Origin of the sequence: Leptospira saintgironsiae, assembly GCF_002811765.1 — a bacterium.
In the GTDB taxonomy this organism is placed as follows: Bacteria; Spirochaetota; Leptospiria; order Leptospirales; family Leptospiraceae; genus Leptospira_B; species Leptospira_B saintgironsiae.
The window spans coordinates 941,088-964,853 of record NZ_NPDR01000001.1; the positions used below are offsets into that span (position 1 = coordinate 941,088).

The 23,766-nt window shown below is 40.5% G+C and carries 18 protein-coding genes; 3 read left to right on the top strand and 15 right to left on the bottom strand.

Going from position 1 to position 23,766, the window contains the following annotated elements; translation table 11 throughout:
* Window positions 1–49 precede the first annotated feature (49 nt).
* A complete protein-coding gene (locus CH362_RS04420) occupies window positions 50–631 on the top strand; it encodes a hypothetical protein (RefSeq protein ID WP_100709095.1) in 582 nt (193 codons plus the stop codon).
* Window positions 632–789: 158 nt separating this feature from the next.
* The gene (locus tag CH362_RS04425; protein ID WP_100709096.1) at window positions 790–1,320 is read left to right on the top strand and encodes an SET domain-containing protein; all 531 of its coding nucleotides are present in this window, start codon (window positions 790–792) and stop codon (window positions 1,318–1,320) included.
* 26 nt (window positions 1,321–1,346) lie between these two features.
* On the opposite strand, the gene CH362_RS04430 is transcribed toward CH362_RS04425, so the two are convergent.
* The 13 genes from CH362_RS04430 to CH362_RS04490 form a co-directional block, all read right to left on the bottom strand.
* Window positions 1,347–1,937 (bottom strand): DUF2179 domain-containing protein, encoded by a 591-nt coding sequence (locus CH362_RS04430; RefSeq protein WP_100709097.1) that lies wholly within the window; start codon window positions 1,935–1,937, stop codon window positions 1,347–1,349.
* A gap of 39 nt (window positions 1,938–1,976) precedes the next feature.
* Window positions 1,977–2,291 carry an LIC_10461 domain-containing protein gene (locus tag CH362_RS04435; RefSeq protein ID WP_100709098.1) on the bottom strand — a complete coding sequence of 105 codons (315 nt, stop codon included), beginning with the start codon at window positions 2,289–2,291 and terminating at the stop codon, window positions 1,977–1,979.
* Window positions 2,279–2,659: a Bor/Iss family lipoprotein gene (locus CH362_RS04440; protein WP_100709099.1), complete on the bottom strand. Its 381-nt coding sequence runs from the start codon at window positions 2,657–2,659 to the stop codon at window positions 2,279–2,281. The genes CH362_RS04435 and CH362_RS04440 overlap by 13 nt, the downstream gene beginning before the upstream one ends.
* Window positions 2,646–3,131 carry an LIC_10463 family lipoprotein gene (locus tag CH362_RS04445; RefSeq protein WP_100709100.1) on the bottom strand — a complete coding sequence of 162 codons (486 nt, stop codon included), beginning with the start codon at window positions 3,129–3,131 and terminating at the stop codon, window positions 2,646–2,648. Before CH362_RS04445 ends, CH362_RS04440 begins: the two co-directional genes overlap by 14 nt.
* The gene (locus tag CH362_RS04450; RefSeq protein WP_100709101.1) at window positions 3,128–8,923 is read right to left on the bottom strand and encodes a beta strand repeat-containing protein; all 5,796 of its coding nucleotides are present in this window, start codon (window positions 8,921–8,923) and stop codon (window positions 3,128–3,130) included. The genes CH362_RS04445 and CH362_RS04450 overlap by 4 nt, the downstream gene beginning before the upstream one ends.
* Before the next feature lie 502 nt (window positions 8,924–9,425).
* Window positions 9,426–9,779 carry an LIC_10461 domain-containing protein gene (locus CH362_RS04455; RefSeq protein ID WP_100709102.1) on the bottom strand — a complete coding sequence of 118 codons (354 nt, stop codon included), beginning with the start codon at window positions 9,777–9,779 and terminating at the stop codon, window positions 9,426–9,428.
* On the bottom strand, window positions 9,764–10,177 hold the full coding sequence (locus tag CH362_RS04460; RefSeq protein WP_165780225.1) for a Bor/Iss family lipoprotein: 414 nt from the start codon (window positions 10,175–10,177) through the stop codon (window positions 9,764–9,766). The genes CH362_RS04455 and CH362_RS04460 overlap by 16 nt, the downstream gene beginning before the upstream one ends.
* Window positions 10,125–10,598, bottom strand: coding sequence for an LIC_10463 family lipoprotein (locus CH362_RS04465; protein WP_100709104.1), 474 nt, complete (start codon window positions 10,596–10,598; stop codon window positions 10,125–10,127). Before CH362_RS04465 ends, CH362_RS04460 begins: the two co-directional genes overlap by 53 nt.
* A complete protein-coding gene (locus CH362_RS04470) occupies window positions 10,598–18,061 on the bottom strand; it encodes a beta strand repeat-containing protein (protein WP_100709105.1) in 7,464 nt (2,487 codons plus the stop codon). The genes CH362_RS04465 and CH362_RS04470 overlap by 1 nt, the downstream gene beginning before the upstream one ends.
* Window positions 18,062–18,458: 397 nt before the next feature.
* Window positions 18,459–19,949 (bottom strand): HTTM domain-containing protein, encoded by a 1,491-nt coding sequence (locus CH362_RS04475; RefSeq protein ID WP_100709106.1) that lies wholly within the window; start codon window positions 19,947–19,949, stop codon window positions 18,459–18,461.
* A 19-nt stretch (window positions 19,950–19,968) separates the two neighbouring features.
* Window positions 19,969–20,925 carry a DNA-processing protein DprA gene (locus tag CH362_RS04480; protein WP_100709107.1) on the bottom strand — a complete coding sequence of 319 codons (957 nt, stop codon included), beginning with the start codon at window positions 20,923–20,925 and terminating at the stop codon, window positions 19,969–19,971.
* Window positions 20,926–20,938: 13 nt separating this feature from the next.
* A complete protein-coding gene (locus CH362_RS04485) occupies window positions 20,939–21,793 on the bottom strand; it encodes a tetratricopeptide repeat protein (protein ID WP_100709108.1) in 855 nt (284 codons plus the stop codon).
* 153 nt (window positions 21,794–21,946) lie between these two features.
* Window positions 21,947–22,294 carry a DoxX family protein gene (locus CH362_RS04490; protein ID WP_100709109.1) on the bottom strand — a complete coding sequence of 116 codons (348 nt, stop codon included), beginning with the start codon at window positions 22,292–22,294 and terminating at the stop codon, window positions 21,947–21,949.
* Between the two features lie 94 nt (window positions 22,295–22,388).
* Between CH362_RS04490 and CH362_RS04495 the strand changes: the two genes are divergently transcribed.
* A complete protein-coding gene (locus CH362_RS04495) occupies window positions 22,389–22,820 on the top strand; it encodes a GNAT family protein (RefSeq protein ID WP_100709110.1) in 432 nt (143 codons plus the stop codon).
* On the opposite strand, the gene CH362_RS04500 is transcribed toward CH362_RS04495, so the two are convergent.
* Together CH362_RS04500 and ispF are read right to left on the bottom strand one after the other, a co-directional pair.
* Window positions 22,817–23,308: a hypothetical protein gene (locus CH362_RS04500; protein WP_100709111.1), complete on the bottom strand. Its 492-nt coding sequence runs from the start codon at window positions 23,306–23,308 to the stop codon at window positions 22,817–22,819. The two genes, CH362_RS04495 and CH362_RS04500, sit on opposite strands and share 4 nt — an antisense overlap.
* On the bottom strand, window positions 23,281–23,763 hold the full coding sequence (ispF, locus tag CH362_RS04505; protein ID WP_100709112.1) for a 2-C-methyl-D-erythritol 2,4-cyclodiphosphate synthase: 483 nt from the start codon (window positions 23,761–23,763) through the stop codon (window positions 23,281–23,283). The genes CH362_RS04500 and ispF overlap by 28 nt, the downstream gene beginning before the upstream one ends.
* Window positions 23,764–23,766 lie beyond the last annotated feature (3 nt).

Below are 23,766 nucleotides of genomic sequence, written 5' to 3' on the forward strand. Positions count from 1 at the left end.
TAAATTATACTAAACGAAAGATAAGTTTCGTTCGACATAAGAAGAAGACATGTTCCTGACTTTGTTCCAGCCGACTAGAAATAAATCCTTCGCATTAGTTAAATACCTGTTTCGTCTGGTTCGCAAAGACATCCGACCTATACTCATACTCCCTAAAGGAAGTTTGAGTCTTGAAGATGGACTTAGTTTCGGAAGAATGATCTCCAGAATTTCTAATCATCGTGCATCAGCAGTGTTGGGCTTCGCAGAAAATTTTTCGCAGGGCACTCACTTCTGCAAAGAGATCAGATCCGGTACTCTTGGTCATGCGGGGAGAGAACTTCCTATCTTTGTGGATGTTACTAGACTTGGTCTTGGCTCTAAGTCCGAAGATTTAGAAGAGGCCATCCTAGGTTTGGGGGAAAATTGGAGCAGGATTTTTCCTCTGACTTGTTTTCTAGAAATAGGAAGGGACAGTTCCAGACTGGAAGAGGCAAGCGGTCGCACATCTCTATTCAAGATTTCTTCTTTAGTAATGGAAAGAAAGGGAAAGGACTGGAGGTCTCTCAAGAGTGAGAAGAAGGATGAGGATCCGTACGGGGACTGGACCTACGAACTGATCTCGGATCTTCTTCCTGATCGAGGCGTTTGAAATTTTTTTCCAAATATGAATAAGACCCATCAGGACAGGTCTTTATTTTTTAGGGGCCAAGCTAGGGGGTATTTCATATTTTTAATTGAAGTTTTTTCGATCTCGGTCTTGACTGATAAAAATTTTGCCCCTAATGGGGAAGAGCAGGTTGATCTTGCATGATCGAAAGACGCACGAACAAGTTCGGGGAAAACGGAATCTTCGCCTCTCAACCAATCGCTAAGGGAACTTTATTGTTCAGCTATAGCGAATGGATCGAAGATGAGGAATTCGGATGGAAAGTACTCTCCGTCTCGGAAGCCGATGAACTTCCAGAAGAGGAGAAGGAAATCTTCATGAAATACGGCTATGACGTAGACTTCGGCCTAGTCACTGGACCTTCCGGACCTGAATTTGTTATCAATCATTCCAACTTTATGAACCATTCCTGCGATCCGAACATGTGGTACGATCAAATGGACAATATTATAGCCAAAAGGGATATAGAAGTTGGGGAAGAACTGAATATCGACTACGGTAACTTCGTAGTGAACTTCGACCAGACTTTTGAATGCGCTTGTGGGTCTCCTAACTGCCGTAAATACATCCGCAAGGACGATTGGAAAGTTTTACTACCTCAGTACAATCTTAACTTTCCGACCTTCATGCATAAGGAAATTAAGAAGATCCTAGTAAAAGTCCCTGCTTAAGGGGCTTCTTCTTTATAGATCCGGGATCATTTCCTGATCCTGGATTGCCTTCTCCATAGGATGCGGGCAAAACTTTCTCCTTCCTGTCCGGAAGTCTTCCAAAGTTCCGGATCGCTTGTTTTACGAGCATTTTCAATCGTATAAAAGGCCCCAGGTGCTGTTCCTTTCAGAATTCCAAGTACAATGGGTATATCCTTTCTTCTTAATAAGGATAGAATGACTTTAACCGGTCCTCTGGCGCCTTGTGCTTCCAGTGTGGTGGTGCGGTAGCCTGCTTGGGTCAGGTTCTGGACAATTTCATCTCCTTTTTCCGGAACGATGATGCGGATGAGTGAATGTCCTAAAGCGAGTTTTTCTTCTACCACCATTCCTAAAAAAGTGCCAGTAGCAAATCCACCTGCGTATGCGATGTAACAGAATACATTGCTTAGGTTTCTCATGATCTGAGTGATTACGATTAACCAGAGAAGTACTTCTACAAAGCCAAGCATTGCCGCGAGGATCTTTCTTTCTCTGGAGATTAGAATAATGCGGACTGTGCCTATGCTTACGTCCGTCATTCTGGCTAAATAAATTCCGAGTGGTAAAACTAAATAATCAAAGGCCCAGTTAGGCATTCGATTATTCTGGAGGATCCTGGGCGCTTGGCCAGCAATTTACGGTTTGCAGTAAACTTCTACGGTTTTGGTAGTATAGAAGGGGCCGATCAGTGCATGAATGACTAGGTCCACAAAGCCGGTCTTCATGATCACTTCAGGGTGGTTTCTGTCACAGCTTGCTTCCATGGGAGCGCCAGTAGGATAGATCCCAAAAACTGTACTTCCTTGTTTTACTTTTTTATCCGGACCTGGAGTTTCCTTTGCCAATGCATATGGAGTTTCTCCACCTTTATGGACCACAGTGGTAGTATGACAGTCCGCAAAAAATCCAAGGAATAGAACTAAGATTAGAATTTTGATTACTTGTAACATTCTATCTCCACTGTTTGAGGGGAATAGATTGCGAGAGTTAACTGTTCCCAAAGTCCATTCCAAAAACTTGTGTATTGATGAACTGATCTAGGACCTTCTGCACAATACTTAGAAGTGTCCAATACAAGATTTCCAGGATAAAGTCCGAAGAAGTAGTAGGTATGTTGGATCTTATGAACTTCTCCGCCTTGTTCCGCCTGAGCTGATCTTAAATCCAAAGCACGTTTACATTCTCTGGAAGTAGGATAGATCCTACACGCTTCTGGAGGACTTTGAGGATAACGTACCATTGCATGCCTGCAAGATTCCCCGAATCCTAAACTTAAGAATGAGATGGCGAGTATTGCTAAAATTTTATCTGCGCGCAACTTCTTCCTCCCAAATTACCGAAGCATAACCTGGGCCATGCACTGCGGCGAATATTCTGTAAGAAAGAACTTCCGATGGGTTGGAAGATATATGGTTTAATACCAAGGAATAATCTCCTTTTTCAGGATTGTTGATTTCAAGTTTGCAAGGAGAAAGCTGGCTGATCTTTTCTCCACATTTGATCTTAGAATCGAATAAGATCCCTTTTCTGGATAAGGACACTCCCAGGTCAGGTTTGTCTGTTAGAACTTCTATGATAAGAGAAACTCTATCAGCCTGTTTGATCCTAAATCTATATTCCCAAGAACCTTCAAGAATTGTTCCGTCTACTTGGGCCTGGAAAGCAGATGCTTCCGCTTTGGTAACTTTTTCAAAACGTAATGGTTCGTATCTCTGATCCTCTCTACAATTATAGAGAAGGACCAGAGTGAATAAGCTGAATATCAAACAGAGGCTTATATTCTTTTTCATAAGTTCTGTTGTCTGTATACTCTCACAGGAGTATTGTTTTTTCCAACACTCACGTAGAGATAATACACACCGCCAGTGCTAACAGATACTGCGGAGAATATCTGCTGCACGTTACTGGAATCAGTAAGTCCGTTACCCGCAATCTGAGTCCAAACGTTAGAAGCGGATCCTGGGTTGGTCGTGTTCGTGCGATAGATTCGGATACCGGCAGGATTATCGAATCCTACATAGAGATACGCTCCGTTCTTAGCCACCATTGTGATCGTTTTGTTGGAGGTATCTCCGAAGTTGGTGATACCGTTTCCATCGTCTCCTACCACGCTCCAGTCTCCAGCATCACATTCAGTGGCGCCTCCTGTTGCAGTAGGATCACATTTCCAAAGTTGTGCTCTGCGGTTTGTGTCTGTTCCGTCGGTACATCCTGACACAGTTCCTGCAGTCGTGCGGATTCCACTTGCTTGAGTTCCTTGGATACAAATGGTTCGAGTCACATATAGTTTATCGTTGTATTCCGCAAACTGAGCGAATGCTCTATCCGCAGGGATCAGATCGTAGAATTTTGCAAGTTCCAAAGAGAACCAATTATTCGTAGTGCTATTATGCCATTTGGTATTTGTTCTTGGGCCAATTTCAGTCCAGTCTGCGCAAGTGTTCTTAGTAGAACAAGCGGTTGTAGGACTGGAAGAATTGGAACGGATAATTGATCCGTTATGCCCAACTGCATGCAAGCCACCATTCGCAGCATAGATCCTATTCTTGAATACGATAGAAGAATCTACTCCGATATAATATCCCCAGTTAGGACTATTGTTTACATTTCCGGTGCCTCCGTTGGAAGGCCCGCCAAAGTAAGGCATATAATCAATACGTATCCTTCTACCATTGCTACCATCGTAAGCATCACAATTGGAACCTGCAGTACAGAAGCCTGTTGTGCCTGATCCAGTATCTGCAGTATTGAATGTGATAAACCCGAAGTCAGGAGCGTTTAATCCTCCTCCGGTTCCAGTTCCGTCATTACTTGGTTTTGCAAATCCAGGGAATACTCTATCATTCAAAACACTGATAGAAGAAGTTCCTGCAGTTACAGTTCCAGTAATGGAACCCATATCGATGTACTTATAATTCAGGTTGGTAGAAGTATCGTTCGAGTAGTAGAGATAGTCGAAGTTATAATTCGATCCACTTGGAACAGTTCTTGCTGCAGCGATGAAGATATAAGGGTTACTGCTTAAAGAACCTGTTGTGAAAATTCCCCTTCCACTTTCATTGTCCGGACCACAACCATTTGCAAGAGTTGCATCATTTTGGGTACAACCAGAATGCCCTAAGGTAACATAAGGTGGAACCGCAATGCTGTTCTCTCGAGTAGTAGCAGAGTTGGAACTAACGTTAGAAGAATCAGAGTTCTGAGCAGTAGTATCTTTTACGAAGGAGAATTGAACCGACTCAGGATTCGAGCCGTCATAAGCGAAACGTAATGCACCATTTCCTGCGTTGTTCGGGCCTGTGTAAATCTTACTGTTAAAGTCTGCAAGGTAACCGAATGTAGATCCGTTTGGATCAATGGAGATAGGCCCATCCTCAAAGTTTACAGGAGAAGTTCCACAACCTAAGAAGGAAGCTCTGTCCCTCGGAGAAGATTGGATATTTTCAGAATCTCCCGAGTCACGGATAGATCCCCAAGAAGTATTATCGAATCCGTCTCCATTTACGTTATTCGCAGCTACGATTGAGTATTGAGCACCAGTTTGTAATAAGCTATGAGTTACGCAGACTTTTGCGGAATCGGCAGTTGCTCCACCACAAACCACACCATCTAGTATCTTAGCAGAATTGATGGTTCCTAAATTTGTGGTTCCAACAAATGAATAACGGTTTGCACATTCAGAAGTGCTGCTACATTCTGCGGAGCCGCTTACATTATTACCGGATTTAATCGGCTTGGAGAAGTTGATGATCACGGTACTCGTGCTTGCGCAAGAAGCAGAACTTACTTTTAATTGCTCTTGTCCCACGAAGTCTGCATAGTTTGCACAACCTAAGTTGTTCGGACTTGCAGAAAGATCTTGGATACCACTCTTATTCACGATTATCGTATAGTTGGTTCCAGAAGTCTGAGAAGAAGCCAAGGTCAAAGTATAGATTGCTCCACTTCCGCTTACCGAAGAAACGGTGATATTAGAAGTAGAAGAGAAGTTGCTATTATTCGAACAAGAACCTGTTACTCCCGAAGTCAGAGCCAATTTATAATTGGAAGCTGTTGTTGCCTGAGTAGCATCCACGGATTCTGAGAATGTTACTCTCACTGTAGTCGGGCTCAAAGAAACCGCGTTAGATACAGTCGGAGCTGTAGTATCTAAGAACACAACAGTCAACTGAGTGTTTCCGCTCACTGAGCCGCTTGTTGCAGAGATAGTAACAGTTCCTGCTGCAACACCTGTTGCTCTACCTTCTGTTCCGGAGGCATTACTTATAGTAGCCTTGCTTGTATCAGAAGAAGCCCAAGTAACAGAAGTTGTTAAGTTCTGAGTAGAACTGTCTGAATAAGTTCCAGTAGCAGTGAAGTCCTTAGTCTGGGTTGTATACACACTAGTATTCGTAGGAGATACGGCAATCGAAACCAATACTGCCGCCGTTACGGTGAAGTTGGTAGAAGAAGATACTGAACCTAAGGTTGCAGATATAGTGCTTGTTCCAACTGCAACTGCAGTAGCCACACCTTGGTTTCCATTCGCATTACTGATCGTAGAAGAAGAAGTATTGGAAGAAGCCCAAGTCACTTGAGCAGTAATATCCAATGTAGTAGCATCTGAATACACGCCGTTCGCAGTGAATGGAGTGGTGTACCCTTTTGCTAAACTTGAATTGGTTGGAGTGATTGAAATACTGTCTAAAGCCGCAGCAGTTACTGTAACGGCAGTATCCGTGCTTGTTACAGAGTTATAACTTGCTGAAATCTGAGTGCTTCCTTCTTGGAGAGCAGTCAATTTACCGTTGGTCCCAGAAGTATTACTAACAGTTGCCTTAGTTTGATCGAATGAACTCCAAGTTACCTGAGTTGTCAGATCCGAAGTGGAATTATCAGTATAATGTCCGGTCGCGGTAAAGTTCTGAGTGCGTCCCTTCGCGATACTCAAAGTAGGAGAAGGAGCAATCGTGATGCTTGTAAGCGCAGCAGCAGTCACAGTCAATACACTTGCAGGAGAAGTAACTGATCCCAGTGTCGCAGTGATATTTGTGGTTCCAGTTGCAAGAGTAGTCGCAAGACCCTTACTTCCTGCGGCATTACTAATCGTAGCTTTGCTTGTGCTGGAAGAAGCCCAGGTTACTGAAGTAGTCAAATCCTGAGTGCTTGCGTCTGTATAAGTCCCTGTTGCAGTAAAGTTCTGGGTAAGACCTTTTGCAACGCTTGGATTTGTAGGATCTACTTGAATAGAAACTAAAGTCGCTGCAGTTACAGTCAGATTTGCATTTCCGCTGATACTTCCCAGAGTAGCGGAAATATTAGAAGTTCCTAAAGAACCATTATTAGGAGAAGTTAAAGTCTTTTTAGGAGCTGCAGTCAATGCACCCAATTGAACGATAGAAGTTTGAGAACTGCCCCAAACTACTTGGTCAGTGATATCCTGAGTGCTTCCGTCGGAATAGGTTCCTGTAGCTTCTGCAAGGGTAGAAGTTCCCTTAGCGATCGAAGAATCCGTTATATGTACTTCGATAGAATCAAGTTCTGCAGAAGTTACTGTAAATGTGATGGAGTTAGATACAGAACCTGAAGTCGCAGTGATTGTTGCAGTTCCAACAGAAACACCTGTCGCCTTTCCCTTAGTTCCATTTGCATTACTTACACCTACAGTCGAGTTGCTGGAGCTTGACCAAGTAACTGAAGTTGTAAGGTCTTGAGTGGAATTATCAGAGTAAGTTCCAGTCGCACTTAAATTTTGTGATCTTCCTTTTGCGATACTCGGGTTAGAAGGAGTGATCGTGATTGATTGTAAAACCGCAGCAGTCACTGTCAGAGTGGTAGAAGGAGAAGTAATAGTTCCTAATGTTGCAGTAATATTTGTAGTTCCTACTGCAGCAGCTGTTGCCTTACCTTCTGTTCCGGAAGCATTACTAATTGTAGCCTTGCTTGTATCAGAAGAAGCCCAGGTAACGGATGTAGTCAAGTTCTGAGTAGAACTGTCTGTATAAGTTCCGGTAGCTATAAAGTCTTTCGTTAAACCTTTCGCTACGCTTGGATTTGTAGGAGTTACTGCGATGGAAACTAATTTTGCTGCAGTAACAGTGATATCCACAGTGCCACTGATGCTTCCGGAAGTCGCAGTGATTGTAGAAGTTCCGAGAGATCCACTATTCGGAGAATTTACCAACTTTTTAGGAGTAGCAGTTAAACTTCCTAATTGCAGAACTGAAGTTAAAGAACTGCTCCAAGAAACGGAACCAGTAATATTTTGAGAAGTTCCATCAGAATAAACTCCTGTTGCTAATATACTGGTGCTTGTTCCTTTTGCGATAGAAGAATCATCCGCAGTTAATTGAATAGATTCCAAAACAGCTGCAGTTACGGAGAAGGACACAGTTTCGTCTATCCCCCCTATTTCAGCAGTAATATCTACAGTACCAACATTGATACCGGAAGCTCTACCTTCGAATCCTGAACCGTTATCAACAGTTGCTATAGAATTGTCTACACTTGACCAAGTTACTTGATCAGTAATGTTTTCATTATGACCATCTGAGAAAATACCAGTAGCAACAAGATTTAATGTTCTTCCTTTCGGAGTGCTTGGACTAGAAGGAGTGATAGAAATACTTTCTAATACTGCAGCGGTAACGGTAACATCAGTGTTTCCTCCGATTGAATTCAGAGTGGCAGTGATTGTAGAGGTTCCCATATCTTCTGTGGATAAAAATCCTCTGGATCCTGCAGTATTACTGATCGTAGCTACTGAGATATCCGAAGAATTCCAGGTCACAGAATTTGTAATATCTTGGTTTGAATTATCCGAATAAGTTCCTGTAGCAGTATATTGCTGAGTTTTTCCCAATGCCAAAGACTTATTTGTAGGAGTTACTGCAATAGAAACTAAAGCAGCAGAACTAACAGTTAAAGATAGATTAGAAGCATTTAATGAATTATAAGAGGCTCGGATCGAAGTTGTTCCCGCATCTACTGCAGTCACAAGTCCTGCAGAATCTATAGTAGCGATAGCAGAACTTCCTGTGCTCCATGTAGTATTTGGATCGTTAGTCAGATCTTGGTTAGAACCATCCGCGAAATTACCAGTTAAAGTACATTGTCTTGTGATCCCTTTAGGTAAATTATCCGCTTGATTTACGCAGGAAATAGAAATTGTACTTAAAGGAGCTGAAGTAACTGAAAGAGAAATTTGTGCAGTTTTGTTTTCATAAGTGATGCCGATATTCGCAGCTCCCACTCCTGTCCCTGTCGCTTGCCCACCTGCAGCCATAGAAATAATATTGGAATCACTGGTGCTCCATACAGCGTCCGCAGTAATATCTTTATGAGTTCCGTTAGAATACGCAGCAGTCGCCACCAAAGACATGCTTGTAGTTTTCGCAAAACTTGAATTTGGAGAAGAGATCTCTACTCTGCTTAATGTAGGAGTTCCTCCACCAGGAAAGAAGAGTAACCCACCCCCTTTTTTTCCTGCCGCGAGCCCAACAGCTCCCGTTAGTAAAGGCCAGGCAACGCATCCTTGGAAAAGAAGGAAAGAACACGCCAGCGCGGCGTAGAATTTTTTGGTGGTGTTGATTCCGGAGCTCATATATATCTCTTTAGTTCGACAGTCGCTGTAGATTTTACTATCGACCTAATTCTATCGGACGATACATATCTAACGACTATTTCAAGAAAAAATAAATAATAAGGATTAGTTTTGTAAGTAAATACTTACTTCGTCCCGAGGATCGGGTATCGGAGTTCGGCCAATTGCAGAACCTGTTTTAAATTATAAAAACATTACTTAAGTGGTAAAATTTTTATCAGGAGGTAGATACTGCTATTTGCTTCTAAGAATATTTACTCTTAAAAATGTAGAAAACCAACGAGCCTCAAAGATTATTATTTGAAAGTAGAAATGTAATCGATTGATTACAATACGGATTTCGTAATTCGAACGAATTACATCTTTTTAAAGTAGTATTTTGACTTTAAATTAACATATCTGGATCTGAAATGTTTTTCCAGAATTGGAAGAATGAAAAATATCTCGTTCTATTAATAAGAGACTAACGTGAAAATTTTTTCTAAACTATTTAGTTATGTCTCTATTGACCGAAATTATTTCCGTCTAGGATACGTAAAGGCCTGCAATATACGATCACAGTCTTGGTATTATAGAATGGGCCCATAAAAAAATGTATTAGAGAATCTCCGGTCGTAGTCACTAACTTCACTTCTGCAGGAATATTATTCTTACAAATAGCTTCTTCTTTGTTAGAAAGGAAGTAAGTGCCGAATAACGTACTACTTTGTTTCAGGTTTTTTTCTGGAAGGGGTGGTTTTTCCTGTTGGGTGAGGGGTAATACATCTGATTTATGCATCAAAACGGTAGAATGGCAATAAATCCCGAATAATATCAGGTATAAAGAGAAACATATTTTTCTTATATAGGATAACATTCTATCTCCAGAGTCCTAGGGGAATAGATAAGAAGTGTGATTTGTTCCCAAAAAGCATCCGCAAACGATTGGAATTGGTGAGCCGATTTAGGCCCGCTTGGGCAATATTTCTCCAAATTTACTACTATTTCGGAAGGGTAGAGCCCGAATAAATAGTAGGTTTGGTTTATAGAATGCACCGGTCCGTTTTGACTGGTATGATTTGCTCTTTCTTCCATAGCCAATTTGCATTCTTTAGATCCTTGGTACAATCTACAAGGTTCAGGAACCTTTTGAGGATAACTGATCCAGGCATGTCTACAGCCGATTGAGAAACAAATGGTTAATAAAATAGTAATGTATATCTTAACGGCGTACAATTTCTTCCTCCCATGCAACAGAAGCAAAGCCAGGTCCATGGACAGCGGCAAAAATCCTATAGGCCACAGGTCCTGAGTTTTCTTTTCCGGTTAGATCTAATACCAGTGAATACTCTCCTTCTTCCGGATTAGAGATCTCTAATTTACAAAATTTTTCTTTTTCAGAAGAACGGGGGCAGTGATAAATTTTCGGGAATAAAAAGCGGTTTCGAACTAATTTGATAGAGAGTCCTTCTTTGGCAGAGTGAACATCCAATACTAAATTTACACGATCCGCTTGTTTGAGCCTAAACTTGTATTCCCAACTTCCTGAAACTAAAGTGCTATCTGCCTGGGCTTGAAAAACAGAAGAGCCATTCTTTTGGATCCTTTCGAATCTTAATGGTTCTGATCTTCCAACATTGCTGCAAGCTTCCACGAGGAAGAGTAAGTATATAAGAAAAATTGGATGCTTCTTCATTAGTTTTGCTGCCTATACACTCTTACTGGAACGTTATTTTTTCCAACGCTTACATACAGATAGTTAATACTTCCGGACGGAACCGAGATCGCAGAGAATATCTGTTGCACATTTGTTGAGTCAGTTAGTCCTGCCCCGCTTACTTGGGTCCAAACATTAGATGCTGATCCAGGATCTGCAGTATTAGTTCTGTAGATACGGATACCACTCGGATGGTCGAAACCTACGTATAGATAAGATCCATTTTTCACAACCATTGACATGGTTCTGTTTGTAGCATCTCCGAAGTTTGTGATACCAGAGTTATCGTCTCCAACGACTGTCCAATCTCCTGCATCACAATCACCAGAACCTCCAGTTAGAGTAGGATCACATTTCCAAAGTTGAGCCCTTCTATTCGTATCACTTCCGTTTGTACAACCAGTGACTGTTCCTGCTGCGGTCCGTATCGCAGAAGCTTGTGTACCTTGGACGCAAATAGTCCGAGTCACATAAAGTTTTCCGTTAAACTCGGCGAATTGAGAGAATGCTTTATCTCCAGGAGTTAAGTCGTACAGTTTTGATAATTCCAAGGAGAAGTAGTTATTCGTAGGACTATTATGCCATTTTTGATTTGATCTAGGCCCTACTTCTACCCAGTCCGCACAAGTATTCGGAGAACTACATGCAGTTGTTGGGTTCAATGTGTTTGTTCTGATAATAGTACCATTATGATCTACAGCATGTAATCCACCGTTTGCAGCATAGATCCTATTATTGAATACGAATAGAGAATCTACGCCGATATAATAAGCCCAGTTCGGAGAAGAGTTATTATTGACTAGTCCACCTGAGGTCGGTCCTCCGAAGTAAGGCATATGATTGATAAGGAACCTTCTTCCATTACTTCCATCATAAGCATCACAATTAGAGCCGGCAGTACAATTTCCTGTAGTGCCTGAATCCGAACTATTGAATGTAATAAATCCTAGATCCGGAGCATTCAATCCGCCTAACAATCCGCCTACGATAGGACCTCCCTGGTTACTTGCTTTTGCGAATCCAGGATAGATCCGATTATTTTGCACTACCAATGCGGAAGCCGCTGCAGTAACTGTTCCTGTGATCGTGGACATATCTATATACTTATAGTTTAAGTTTGTAGATGTATCTGCAGAATAATACAGATAATCGAATAGATAGTTTCCTGATCCATCTGGCGTGGTTCTTGCTCCACCTATGAACACGTATGGAGTTGTGCCTAAGATACCTGTAGTGAATATACCTCTGCTGTTTTCGTTATCTGGTCCACAACCGCTTGCCAAAGTTGCGTTATTTGTGGTGCAAGAGGTATGCCCTAAGGTCACGTAAGGAGGAACCGCTATCGAAGTTTCCCTTGTAGTTGCAGTGTTGGAACTAACATTAGTAGCATCACTGTTCTGAGCGTTAGTATCTTTAGTGAAACTGAACTGAACGTTTTCAGGAGTATTTCCATCATAACCGAAACGTAAAGCTCCACTTCCGGCAGTATTTGGACCGTTATAAATTTTTCCGTTAAAGTCTATCAGATATCCAAAGGAAGAACCATTCGGGTCAATTGAGATAGGACCATCAGCAAAGTTTACAGGAGAAGTTCCACAACCTATAAATGAAGCTCTGTCCCTAGGTGAAGATTGAACATTCTCAGTAGAACCTGAATCTCTAATAGATCCCCAAGTACTGTTATCGAATCCATCTCCATCGGCATTATTTGCCACGATAACTGTATATTGCGCTCCTGTTTGTATCAGGTTATGTGTTACGCAAACCTTGGAAGAATTCGCAGCTGCTCCGCCGCAAACGATACCATCTAGGATCTTAGCTGAATTCACGGTTCCTAAACTATTTGTTCCAATGAACGAATAACGTTTTCCGCATTCAGTAGTAGTGCTACATTCTGCAGAACCAGTCGTATTGTTTCCAGATTTGATAGGTTTAGAGAAGCTTACTATCGCTGAAGTTACGCTGGAACAAGAAGCTGTAGTAACCTTGAGTTGTTCTTGTCCTAAGAAGTCAGCATAGTTTGGACAAGTAAGTGCATTTGAGACTGGAGACAGATCCACGATTGCGGATTTATTCGCAACTAATGTATATCCAGCTCCACTTGTTTGAGCTGAGCCCAAGGTCAGAACGAACACTGCTCCATTACCTGATACGGAGGAAACTGTGATCGCTGAACTGCTGGACGTGAAGTTAGAATTATCAGAACAACTTCCTGCTAGTGCAGACGTAGATACTATCTTATAGTTTGCCGCAGTAGTTGCAGGTCCACTTGCCATAGATTCTGAATAAGTGACTTGGATAGTAGTAGGTGTAAGAGACACAACGTTTGTGACTGTAGGAGGAATTAAGTCTACAGCTTCTACTGTAAGAGTAGTGTTTCCGCTCAATACACCGATAGTCGCAGTGATCGTACTTGTTCCCGCCGCTACACCCGTTGCTCTACCTTCTGTTCCGGAAGAATTGCTGATAGTCGCTTTGCTTGTATCAGAAGAACTCCACACTACCGATGTGGTGATGTTTTGTGTGCTTGCATCCGTATAAGTTCCAGTCGCAGTAAAGTTTTGTGTCTGGGTCTGATAGATAGTAGGAGTTGTAGGAGAAACAGAGACCGAAACAAGTTGTGCTGCTGTTACAGTAAGGTTAGAAGAACCAGTAACAGAACCCAATGTCGCGGAGATGGTGCTAGATCCATTATTCACCGCAGTCAATAGACCATTATTACCGGAAGCATTGCTGATCACCGCTCTACTTGTATTAGATGATGCCCAAGTAACTTGAGCAGTTAAATCCAATGTGGTTCCATCAGAGTAGGTTCCATTCGCGGTATAATTTACAGTATTTCCTTTTGGAAGACTATAATTCACAGGAGCAATCTGAATAGAATTCAACACAGCAGATGTGACAGTTACATCCGTAGGTGTACTTTGCATACCACCGTAAGTTGCAACAATTTGAGCGGCACCAGTATTCACCGCAGTAATTAGTCCGCTTGTTCCTCCTGAATTTCCAACAGTAACTTTACTTGCGTCAGTGCTGGTCCAGGTAGCTTGCAGAGTTAGATCTTGAGTGGTTCCATCCGTGTATATACCTGTAGCAGTAAAGTTTTGTGTTCTACCTTTTGCAATGCTCAGACTTGGGGCAGGAGCAATCGTGATGGAAGATAAAGTAGGGGAAGTGATGGTTAACGTGCTAGCAGGAGATGTCACTCCACTATAAGAAGCAGTAATATTTGTAGCGCCAGTTGCAACGGTAGTCGCCTTTCCTTGAGAGCCATTTGCATTGCTAATCGTCGCCTTACTTGTATCGGAAGAAGTCCAGGTAACTAAATTTGTAAGATTTAATGTGGATCCGTCTGTATAAGTTCCAGTAGCATTAAAGTTTTGAGGAAGACCCAATGCGATACTTGGATTTGTAGGATCAATCTGAATGGATACCAAAGTTGCAGCGGTTACATTCAGAGTTGCGGATCCGGTTTCTGAACCAAGAGTTGCAGAGATTACGGATGATCCTTGGCTTCCTCCTGATGGAGAATTCATTATTTTAGCAGGACCTGCTATTAGGTTTCCTACTTGAATTACAGTAGCCTGAGAACTATTCCAAGAAACTTGATCACTAATATTTAATGTAGTGTCATCAGAATAAGTTCCGATTGCTTGAGCTTGAGTAGAAGTTCCTAATGCGATTGTGGATTGATTTAAGAAAACTTCAATCGAGGTCAAAACCGCATTCGTAACTTTGAATGTTGCTACTCCGGAAACACCGGCTAAGGTAGCAGTGACATTCGTTTGTCCTACATTTACACCCGTAGCCTTTCCTTGTTTTCCCATTACATTATCTACAGTTGCTATGGACGTATTATTACTTGCCCAGGTGACCTGAGTAGTCAGATCCATCCAGCTTCCATCCGAATATGTTCCTGTCGCGACTAGATCTAAATTTCTTCCTCTAGGAACAGATGGAAGAGACGGATTGATCGTAATCGTTTCTAAAATTGCCGCAGTCACAGTTAGGGTAGTGGACGCACTTGGCCCGCCGCTATAAGTTGCAGTGATGGAAGAAGTTCCAGTAGAGAATGTTGATGCAAGGCCTCTGGAACCAGCGGAGTTACTTATAGTAGCAACGCTCGTATTCGAAGAAGTCCAATTTACTTGTGCGGTGAGATCTTGTGTAGTTCCATCCGTATAAGTTCCAGTCGCCATAAAACTTTGAGTAAGTCCAGAGGCCACGCTTGGATTTGTAGGGGTCACTTGGATGGAGACTAACGCGGCTGCTATTACAGTAATATCTGAAGAACCGGTGACTGCTCCTAACATCGCACTAACTGTAGAAGTGCCAAGGCTTCCTCCAGTTGCCATGATATTCTTTTTAGGTATTGAATTTACAGTTCCCAATTGGATCACAGTTGTGTCGGAAGAATTCCAGGTTACCTGATCGCTTATATTCAAAGTGCTTCCGTCAGAATAAACTCCGGTAGCAAGAACATAAGTGGACGTTCCTTGGTGAAGCGGATTTTCATCCGAGGTTACTTGGATAGAAGATAGAATAGCAGCAGTTACTTTAAAAGGAGAAGTTCCGGTAACACTTCCTAATGTAGCCGATACAGTAGTATTTCCTGTATTTACGCCTGTTGCTTTACCTTCTGTTCCCTGCCAATTATCAATACTTACAATCGAATTAGAATTACTTGCCCAAGTAACCTGAGTAGTGATGTTTTGAGAAGACCCATCAGTGAATATACCTGTGGCGACAAGATTAATACTTCTTCCCTTAGGGGTGCTTGGATTACCCGGTGTTATTGTGATCGATTGCAGAGTTGCATTCGTAACAGTCAGTACACTTGCAGGAGAAGTTGTGGCGCCCAATGTAGCAGTAATATTCGTATTTCCTAATGAAAGACTGGTTGCATTTCCTATTGTTCCGGAACTATTGCTAATCGTTGCCACACTCGTATTCGAAGAATCCCAAGTGACTTGGTCAGTTAGATCCTTAGTTGTATCATCTGTATAAGTTCCTACAGCGGTAAAGTTTTGCCCAACACCTAAAGCTACACTCGGGTTCGTTGGGTTGACTTGAATAGTTAAGAGGGTCGCGTTAGTCACTTCTACATTTGCGGTCCCGCTAGTGCCGTTAATAGATGCTGTAATTGTAGAAATTCCAATATTTCCAGTGCTTTGAGAAAACACTTTCATCCTAGGATCTGAATTTAAGGTTCCGATTTGTAAAATACTTGTGTCTGAACTACTCCAAATTACCTGATCACTGATATTTTGAGAAGTACCGTCAGAATATACACCCTTAGCCTCCGCATAAGTAAATGTGCCTTTCGGAATGGATGCATTATTCGGGATTACTTGTATTGAAGTCAGAGTAGCAGAAGTTACCTTGAAAGAAACAGTTGCAGTTTTTCCGGAAAGAAGTGCGGACACATTCGTTGTCCCTACATTTACACCTGTTCCCTTTCCTTCTTGTCCAACAGTATTATCAACTGTAGCAATCGAAGGATTCGAACTACTCCAAGTAACCTGAGTGGTAATATTCGAACTGGTTCCGTCAGTATAAATTCCTGTCGCAGTTAAAGCTAAAGAAGTTCCTTTTGGAACACTTGGATTTCCAGGTGTAATCGTAATTGAATCTAGAGTTGCATTAGTAACTGTTAATGTACTATCCGGAGAAACTACACCGCTCAGGGTTGCACTAATATTTGTACTACCAGTAGTTAACGTCGTGGCTTGCCCATTCGTTCCAGTGGTATTGCTAATTGTCGCGATATTTGTATCAGAAGAACTCCACGCTACAGAGCTAGTAATATCTTGAGTAGAATTATCCGAGAATGTTCCGATTGCAGTAAATGACTGCATTAGTCCATTCGCAACTGTAGGGTTCGTAGGATTTACTTGTATGGACACTAAGTTCGCAGCAGTCACTGTGATATCTGTAGTCCCATTGACTGCTCCTGAAGTTGCAGTCACGGTCACTGTACCTAATGTTCCTGAATCAGGAGATTGTACTTTCTGTTTTGGAATAGAATTCAAACTTCCTAATTGTAATCTAGATGTATCCGAGATAGACCAAGAAACCTGATCGCTTATATTTCTAGAAGAACCATCTGAATAAATACCAGTGGCCAAAACGTAAGTGATTGTTCCTCTATGGATGGAAGCTTGATCAGCGATCACTTGGATGGAGCTTAATGTTGCCGCAGTAACTTCGAAAGAAATAGTTTGGCTGATTCCTCCGATCGCAGCAGTAATATTCGTAGTGCCTACACTATTACCGGTAACTCTACCTTGTAAACCTGCTCCGTTGGATACGGTTGCTATATTCGTGTCTTGGCTGGACCAAGTTGTCTGCGCAGAAATGTCAGAAGAAGATCCATCTGAAAAAATTCCTGTAGCAGTCAAATTCAAATAGTTTCCGTTTGCAACTTTTGGATTTGCAGGAGTGATTATAATTTTTGTTAGAACTGCAGAAGTTACTGTTGCCTGTGTGATTGCACTGATAGCTCCTAAATTTGCAGTGATTGTTGTACTTCCAACAGACTCTGTATCTAAAAGTCCTTTATTTGTACTATTATCTATAGTTGCGACAGAGGTATCTGAAGACGACCAAGCAACTTGAGTTGTAATATTTTGAGTGGAATTATCACTATAAGTTCCGACTGCAGAGTATTGTTGAGTACTTCCCAAAGCGTAAGAACTATTACTTGGAGTAACCGAAATAGAAACCAAAGTTGCATTACTTACAGTAATTGGAATATTTGCGGAGAAGGATTCAAAATCTGCAGTGATTGTTGTACTTCCAACAGAAGCACCATATACTAGACCTTGGCTATCTACTGTCGCGACAGAACTGTTGGCGGTGTCCCATAAAACATCCGGATCATTTGTAAGATCCTGATGTGTACCATCTCCGAAATCTCCCATCAATTTACATTGTCTGGTTGTTCCTTGAGGAAGACTTGTATGAGAATTATCACATACAATAGAGATGCCGGTTAACGGAGATGCAGTTACAGTCAAAGCTACTACATCTGTTTTTCCCAAATAGTCTATGGAGACATCGGTTGTTCCGTCATTTATTCCTTTTGCCTGCCCAGTAATCAAAGCAGTCATTTGGATAATGGAAGAATCCACAGTGGACCAACTCGCATCGTTGGTAATATCTACGTTTGTGTTATTGGAATAGATTGCGGTCGCTTTTAATTGGATGCTAGTAGCTTTTGCAAAACTATTTGTAGGGGCAGAAATTTCGATCCGATCCAAAACAGGAGGACCACTTGGGCTAGACATGTTGGGGAAGAAAGGAAAGGCGGAACTTTTTTTACGAGCAGCTAAACCCGCCGCACCGATAAGCACAGGCCACGCAGAACAAGCTCCAAAAGAAAACAAAAGGGTAAAGGATATGACTGCCCGGAGAATATATTTTTTAATCAAAATTCCCATGAAACTAAGCGACCTAACTCAAAAATCTCATAAACTCAGGTCTTGGTTGATCAAAGTGATCTAATGAATCAGAATTATGTAATATTCCCCAGAACATTCTAAATTCAAAATATCTAATCCTTCAAGATTTCATCCAAGCCGATCGTATAAGCACAAATATCTATTTAGAGAAGGGTGTATAACGCATATGTGTTATTTCTGCAACAATAAAAGGCATTTTCTGGGTCATTTGACGGAAAAAATTTATTTATAACACTTTTGATGTTAAACGGACGTTCGTTTGAAAAAGAGAATCGCCGAATTACATAGTTATATATTGGATTAGAGTAGTATTATGTCTCATTAAAAGAGATTGAAAATACGTAAATAAAGGATTTGGAATATTCGAATAACAATATTATTTAAAGTCGGGGAGGACCCAATCTTTATGAAAAAAATTATCCTTCACTTTCATTAGATCTCGATTTGGATCAATAAATGGCAGGCTTTTTTTACCATTTAGAGAAACTCTAACTTCTGCATAGACTGCGATATCATCACCAGTTCTTTTCTTTTCTCTATCCCCTAAGAAATGGGCGAATTGTAGGATCAGATCAGGCTGAGTACTCATCATTGTTTTTTGTACTTCGTTTAAATAAGACTCAGGTAAAACGTACTGGGTCTCACCGGTCCGCAAATTGACCACTTGGAAGCTTGCGAATCCATTTTTTTGGATGAGCATGATATGCCATGCGAATCTAAAGCCTTGTTCCGTCCATAGATGATTCCCTGGATATAAAAAATGCCTTAGAGGAAAAATCACTTGGATCAAAATATACAAGGATACCGCCCAGATTCCGAATCTGGAAACAAAATGAGAAGCGAAGTCTCCAAGTTTGGTTTCGAAACTTCTTCCCAATACATTCGGTTTTTCTAAAGTGCGTAAAAGTATTAATAAAAATTTTGCAGAAAGAAAACGAAACCTAACTGGGAGTTTATTCCAAGCGGTTTTGAATAAATTTCTTAATTCCCCATAGGGAAAAATCCCTCTTCTTTTCAGAAATCCTCTAACTTTAATTGGCCAAGTCGGGGGGAAAAATAATAATGCGGAGAAGATCATGATCCAAGGAAACATTCCGATAGGAAAAAGTCTCCAGGTGAGAATATGAAAGATCAGAACAAAACTATATGCCCAAGGTCTTAGATTTTTTTTAAGAAGACAGAATGGAACAAGCAGATCGAAAAATAATCCTGCATAACTAAAAACATACCCTGCAATAGGATAAGAAAAAAAACCACCGATCACTGGAAAATCTGTATTTCGTGCTAACCAAATCCTAAGAGGTTGAGCAGAGAATAACCAATCAGGAACTAATTTTGCTAAGCCCCCGAAAAAATAAACACAACCGATTTGGAATCGTAGGATCCATAAAGACCAATTTGGAATTTTAGGAGTGCTCCATCTTCCATTTCGATATGCTTCTAAAAAATGAGATAAAGAAAAACAACGATCTGCAGGGATCCAAAACAAAAGAAAGAGTAATAAAAAAATTAGATAATAGTGATTTAGATAAGTGGAAACATCTAAAAGATTAAAATAAGAAAATCCCAGCCAATAAATGAAAATTGAGGTCCTGTATAAAACTCCAAGAGAGATGAATACGGCCGTGACACATAATATTATGAAAACAAAATATAATAATGGCCCTGGAATTACTCCCACCCAAGAGAATCCGAAATGTTTAAAGTGAAAACTCGGCTCTAAAAAATATTTTTGCACCCAACCGTAATAAATATAACGAGCTGAAGTAAAAAATAAAAGAATACCGAACCCGAATCTAAAAAATCCTAAGGACCAAGCAGGAGATTGTTCGAATAGTTCGGACTTATACCGATTCCAAAGAGACAAGGTTGATTCCTTTTTCTATTTATTGAACGGATCGAATGAAACCGTTTCCTAGATCGATCCAATTACCATTCAATTTGTTTTTTCCCAATCGAGCAAGCATTCCCGGAATTTCTTCGAAGTTAGAAGGAAGAATTTCTTCCAAATGAAAAATTTTCTCTCCATGATTTTGACAATTATCAAACGAGGCTGGACTTGCGCCTTCTGAGAGTAATTTTTTTCCGCCTTGGTTCTGTGTTTGTAGCGGATGATCAAAAACGAAAACATCTCTATCTTGAGAAATTGCGTTAGATGCAGAAGACAACGCTCCACTTTTAGAAGGAGCTTCCATCACTAAAAGAGAAGGTGAGATTCCAGTGATGATCCTGTTTCTTTTTGGGAATGCATATTTTCTGACTTCAAAATCGGGAGGACATTCAGTGATCACTAAACCATTGACAGAAGATTTCATTCTTTTATACAAATTCCTGTTTTCGTAAGGATATTCTTTTTCAGGGCCTGTGCCCATCACTCCTATCACTGGAATTTCTTGGTCCAAGGCGTGCAACATTGCTGCTTTATCCACTCCCAATGCCAAACCGGAAACAATACCATCTAATCCAAGAGAAGATACAAAATTTGGAATTAGTTTAGAATAATATAATGTAATTGGGGAAACTTTTCTCGTTCCCACAACGGCCAGATAAGAAAGATTTAAAAGATCAATATTACCGAAACAGAATAAATTAGGAGGAGGATCATAAATTTCTTTGAGAAGACTGGGATATTCAGGATCAAAATAGGAAACGATCTCTACTCCTAATTTATTTAAGGAAGAAGAGTAATGTTTAGAATCGAACTCTGCTCTTTCTTTTAGATCTTTAGGAAGTATTTCTTTTAATTTTTCCAGAACCTCCGATTTGGAGAGGCTCTGGGATAAAAATCTGGATCTGCTTAGTATTTTATATAAACTTGGAGAAGAAAGAGAAAGAAAATCCATACCGGATTGTGTATTAATTCTCAGGAGATTCCATTTTATTCAGATTATTAATTACGTTTTTATAAGATTCATTTTCGTTTAGATCTTCTTTAATGAATCCGTCCTTTTTAAGACCTTCTATCGTATTTTTTAAATGTAGATAGATATCTTTTGCTTCTTGTGCCTTTCCAGATCTATATAAAAAATTCCCTTTTGCAAATAGCACAGGAACATTTCGAGGCTCTTTTTTTAAGATAGAATCCAAAAGAGTAAACGCTTTCTCCTGGTCTTGGAAGCCAGCATTAATCCCTTCCCATGAAGAATCGGCCATGGAAGAATCAAAATAGATCAAAGCCAATTGGTATGGAAATCTGGAATCTCTTGTATCTTGTCTGGAAAGTGATTGGAAAATTTCGATTGCGATCTGCCTTCTTTTAGGTTCCCAACCTCTGTCCTTGGAGGCATTTGCATAAGACAATGCAGTTTCAAAAAGAAGTTGTTGGTCTACAGGTATTAAAAGTAAGGCCTTGTCAAAATAGGGGAGAGAAGATTCAAAAAAATGAACATCGGCGCCGATCACTTCTGTTTTTCCGGAACCTTCTTCTTGGATTGCTTTATTATAATATTTAGATGCTAGGTCGTAATCACCGATCTTCATATATCCTTGAGCAATCTTCCAACTGAGAGCGCCTGCAGATCTGGTCTTCGAAGCCATGTCACGGATCTTCTTCTCTAACTCAATGATCTCGGATTCGTCCATATTTAAACGGCGTTTCCAAGATTCAAGATCCTCGACTGTAGGAGGTTTTGTATTCTTTCCTGAAAATTTACTTAGGTTCTTACAATCGGAAATCAGAAATACAAAAAGAAGAAGGAATATAATCCTCATTTGATTTCACCTCGGGAAGAAATCGTATTTGAAATACCATGTCCGAGAACTGTACGGATGGTCCACGGAAAATCCTGAAAATAGAATTTTTTTGAAAGGAAAAGGAAGATAGAAGGAAAGGGGAGAAGGCATAAATCCTTCTCCCTTTATAAATTAAGCGTTGTCTCTGGAAATTCCAGCGATTACTAAAGCTCCACCCAAAAGACCCAGATCTTTCAAGGTATTGATAGTGGAAGACATATCTCCTTTGATTGCTCCTGGTAAGTGTAGAAGAACAATGTAAATTCCTAAAAGTACTGCCAATAGGATCATAGCGAGTTTGGTTTTTTTGTTTATAAAAATGCTGACCGAAGCTGCGATCATTGCTGCTCCAGTTACATAGATCCAAATAACTCCGCCTGGAACAGGAACCATTCCGCCCATTTGGCTTCCAGCTATAAAGTGATTGATCCCAAAAAGTAGGAACGGGACAGCATACACATATTTCCCGATTGTTTGCATAAAAATTTTCTCCTCGAGTTTGATCGAAAATTGCTTTCGCAAAGCGACCGTTAATTAGTATGGAAGATCCCGCCTCACGCAAGGAGAAAATGGATTGGATCTTGGAAAAAAAAATGATCTGCCACAAGGTTGGAGAATGGTCCAACCTGAAGATTTACAAATTCTGATCCAAATGGAAAAAACCGTTTTTGGAAATTTTTCTTGGTCCAATTATTCTATCCAAAGTCATATCGAAAACCATCCGGCTTGGATCAAAGAAGATACTGGTTTCGTATTTTATATGGACTTAATAGATTTTTCAGAATTATTACGGATCGGAATTCTTCCCGAAAAACGTAAAAAAGGAGAAGCAGAATCCATTCTAAAAACACTATGCGATCTATTTCCTAAAACTATTTTAGAAGTTTCTAATTTGAATTCTTCCGCTATTTCTCTTTATACTAAATTAGGTTTTAAAGAATCGGGAAGAAGAAAATCTTATTACGGCCCTGGAGAAGACGCGATATTAATGGAGAAGTTCCGCTAAATAGGAAACGATTTTTTGATCACTCTGATCTGCACTAATTGTTGGTTTGAAAATAAGAAGTATAATCTCACTCGGAGGGGAAAAGGGTTTTTCCAAAATCTGAATTCTTTCAGATTTACATACATTCCCAAATTCACTTCGATATAACTAGTCTCGGTTGGTATCCAATGGAATGCGTTGGATTGGACTGTTCCTTTTTTGGTGAATACCATTATATCGGAAACATATTCTGGATCATCCGGAAATTGCCCCTGATGAAAACCAACCAGGTCCAGATTTTTTCTTTTGATATAATCCATTACCCGTCGTTTAGAACTTCCAAGAGGTAAGTCTTCTAATACTTCTCTTCTTAATAAATAAGCAGAAGTTTCTAAATATGGATCTTTTAGAATATATAAGAATATCGTAATGAATATAGATAAAATTGCGGCCCATTTGATCGCGATTTTATGAGAAGGTTTTAATTTTTCTGCAAAAGTACCACGCAACTTGCGCCCAATCCTTCGGTTCTGCCCAAGGCTCCCATTTTTTCGGTAGTAGTCGCTTTCACAGAAACACAATCCTCAGGTATTCCTAATAAATTAGAAAGGGAAGATTGTATCTTTATTCTATGTGGGGAAATTTTAGGTCTTTCGCCTATCAAAGTGCAGTCAATATTTACCAGACTGAAACTTTTCTCTTTAGCAAGATCTAAAGTTTTTTGTAAAATCAATTTGGAGTCCATGTTTTTAAGAGAAGGGTCAGTATCCGGGAAATATTGTCCTATATCTCCTAGTCCCATTGCTCCCAAAATTGCATCAGCTAACGCATGTATTACGATGTCGGCATCCGAATGACCGATGAGTGCATATTCTGAATCAATTATGGCTCCGCCCAAGATTAATGGGCGAGCCTCGTTTGTTTCCAGTCTGTGGAAGTCTAATCCCTGTCCTATTCTGTACATTAA

What these genes read in the sequence shown, in the direction of transcription:
- CH362_RS04435 (WP_100709098.1), bottom strand. Translation starts at nt 2,291, where the DNA reads ATGTTACAAGTAATCAAAATTCTAATCTTAGTTCTATTCCTTGGATTT.
- CH362_RS04460 (WP_165780225.1), bottom strand. Translation starts at nt 10,177, where the DNA reads ATGGACCTGGCTTTGCTTCTGTTGCATGGGAGGAAGAAATTGTACGCC.
- CH362_RS04485 (WP_100709108.1), bottom strand. Translation starts at nt 21,793, where the DNA reads ATGAGGATTATATTCCTTCTTCTTTTTGTATTTCTGATTTCCGATTGT.
- CH362_RS04420 (WP_100709095.1), top strand. Translation starts at nt 50, where the DNA reads ATGTTCCTGACTTTGTTCCAGCCGACTAGAAATAAATCCTTCGCATTA.
- CH362_RS04465 (WP_100709104.1), bottom strand. Translation starts at nt 10,598, where the DNA reads ATGAAGAAGCATCCAATTTTTCTTATATACTTACTCTTCCTCGTGGAA.
- ispF (WP_100709112.1), bottom strand. Translation starts at nt 23,763, where the DNA reads ATGTACAGAATAGGACAGGGATTAGACTTCCACAGACTGGAAACAAAC.
- CH362_RS04480 (WP_100709107.1), bottom strand. Translation starts at nt 20,925, where the DNA reads ATGGATTTTCTTTCTCTTTCTTCTCCAAGTTTATATAAAATACTAAGC.
- CH362_RS04490 (WP_100709109.1), bottom strand. Translation starts at nt 22,294, where the DNA reads ATGCAAACAATCGGGAAATATGTGTATGCTGTCCCGTTCCTACTTTTT.
- CH362_RS04450 (WP_100709101.1), bottom strand. Translation starts at nt 8,923, where the DNA reads ATGAGCTCCGGAATCAACACCACCAAAAAATTCTACGCCGCGCTGGCG.
- CH362_RS04445 (WP_100709100.1), bottom strand. Translation starts at nt 3,131, where the DNA reads ATGAAAAAGAATATAAGCCTCTGTTTGATATTCAGCTTATTCACTCTG.
- CH362_RS04470 (WP_100709105.1), bottom strand. Translation starts at nt 18,061, where the DNA reads ATGGGAATTTTGATTAAAAAATATATTCTCCGGGCAGTCATATCCTTT.
- CH362_RS04455 (WP_100709102.1), bottom strand. Translation starts at nt 9,779, where the DNA reads ATGTTATCCTATATAAGAAAAATATGTTTCTCTTTATACCTGATATTA.
- CH362_RS04430 (WP_100709097.1), bottom strand. Translation starts at nt 1,937, where the DNA reads ATGCCTAACTGGGCCTTTGATTATTTAGTTTTACCACTCGGAATTTAT.
- CH362_RS04425 (WP_100709096.1), top strand. Translation starts at nt 790, where the DNA reads ATGATCGAAAGACGCACGAACAAGTTCGGGGAAAACGGAATCTTCGCC.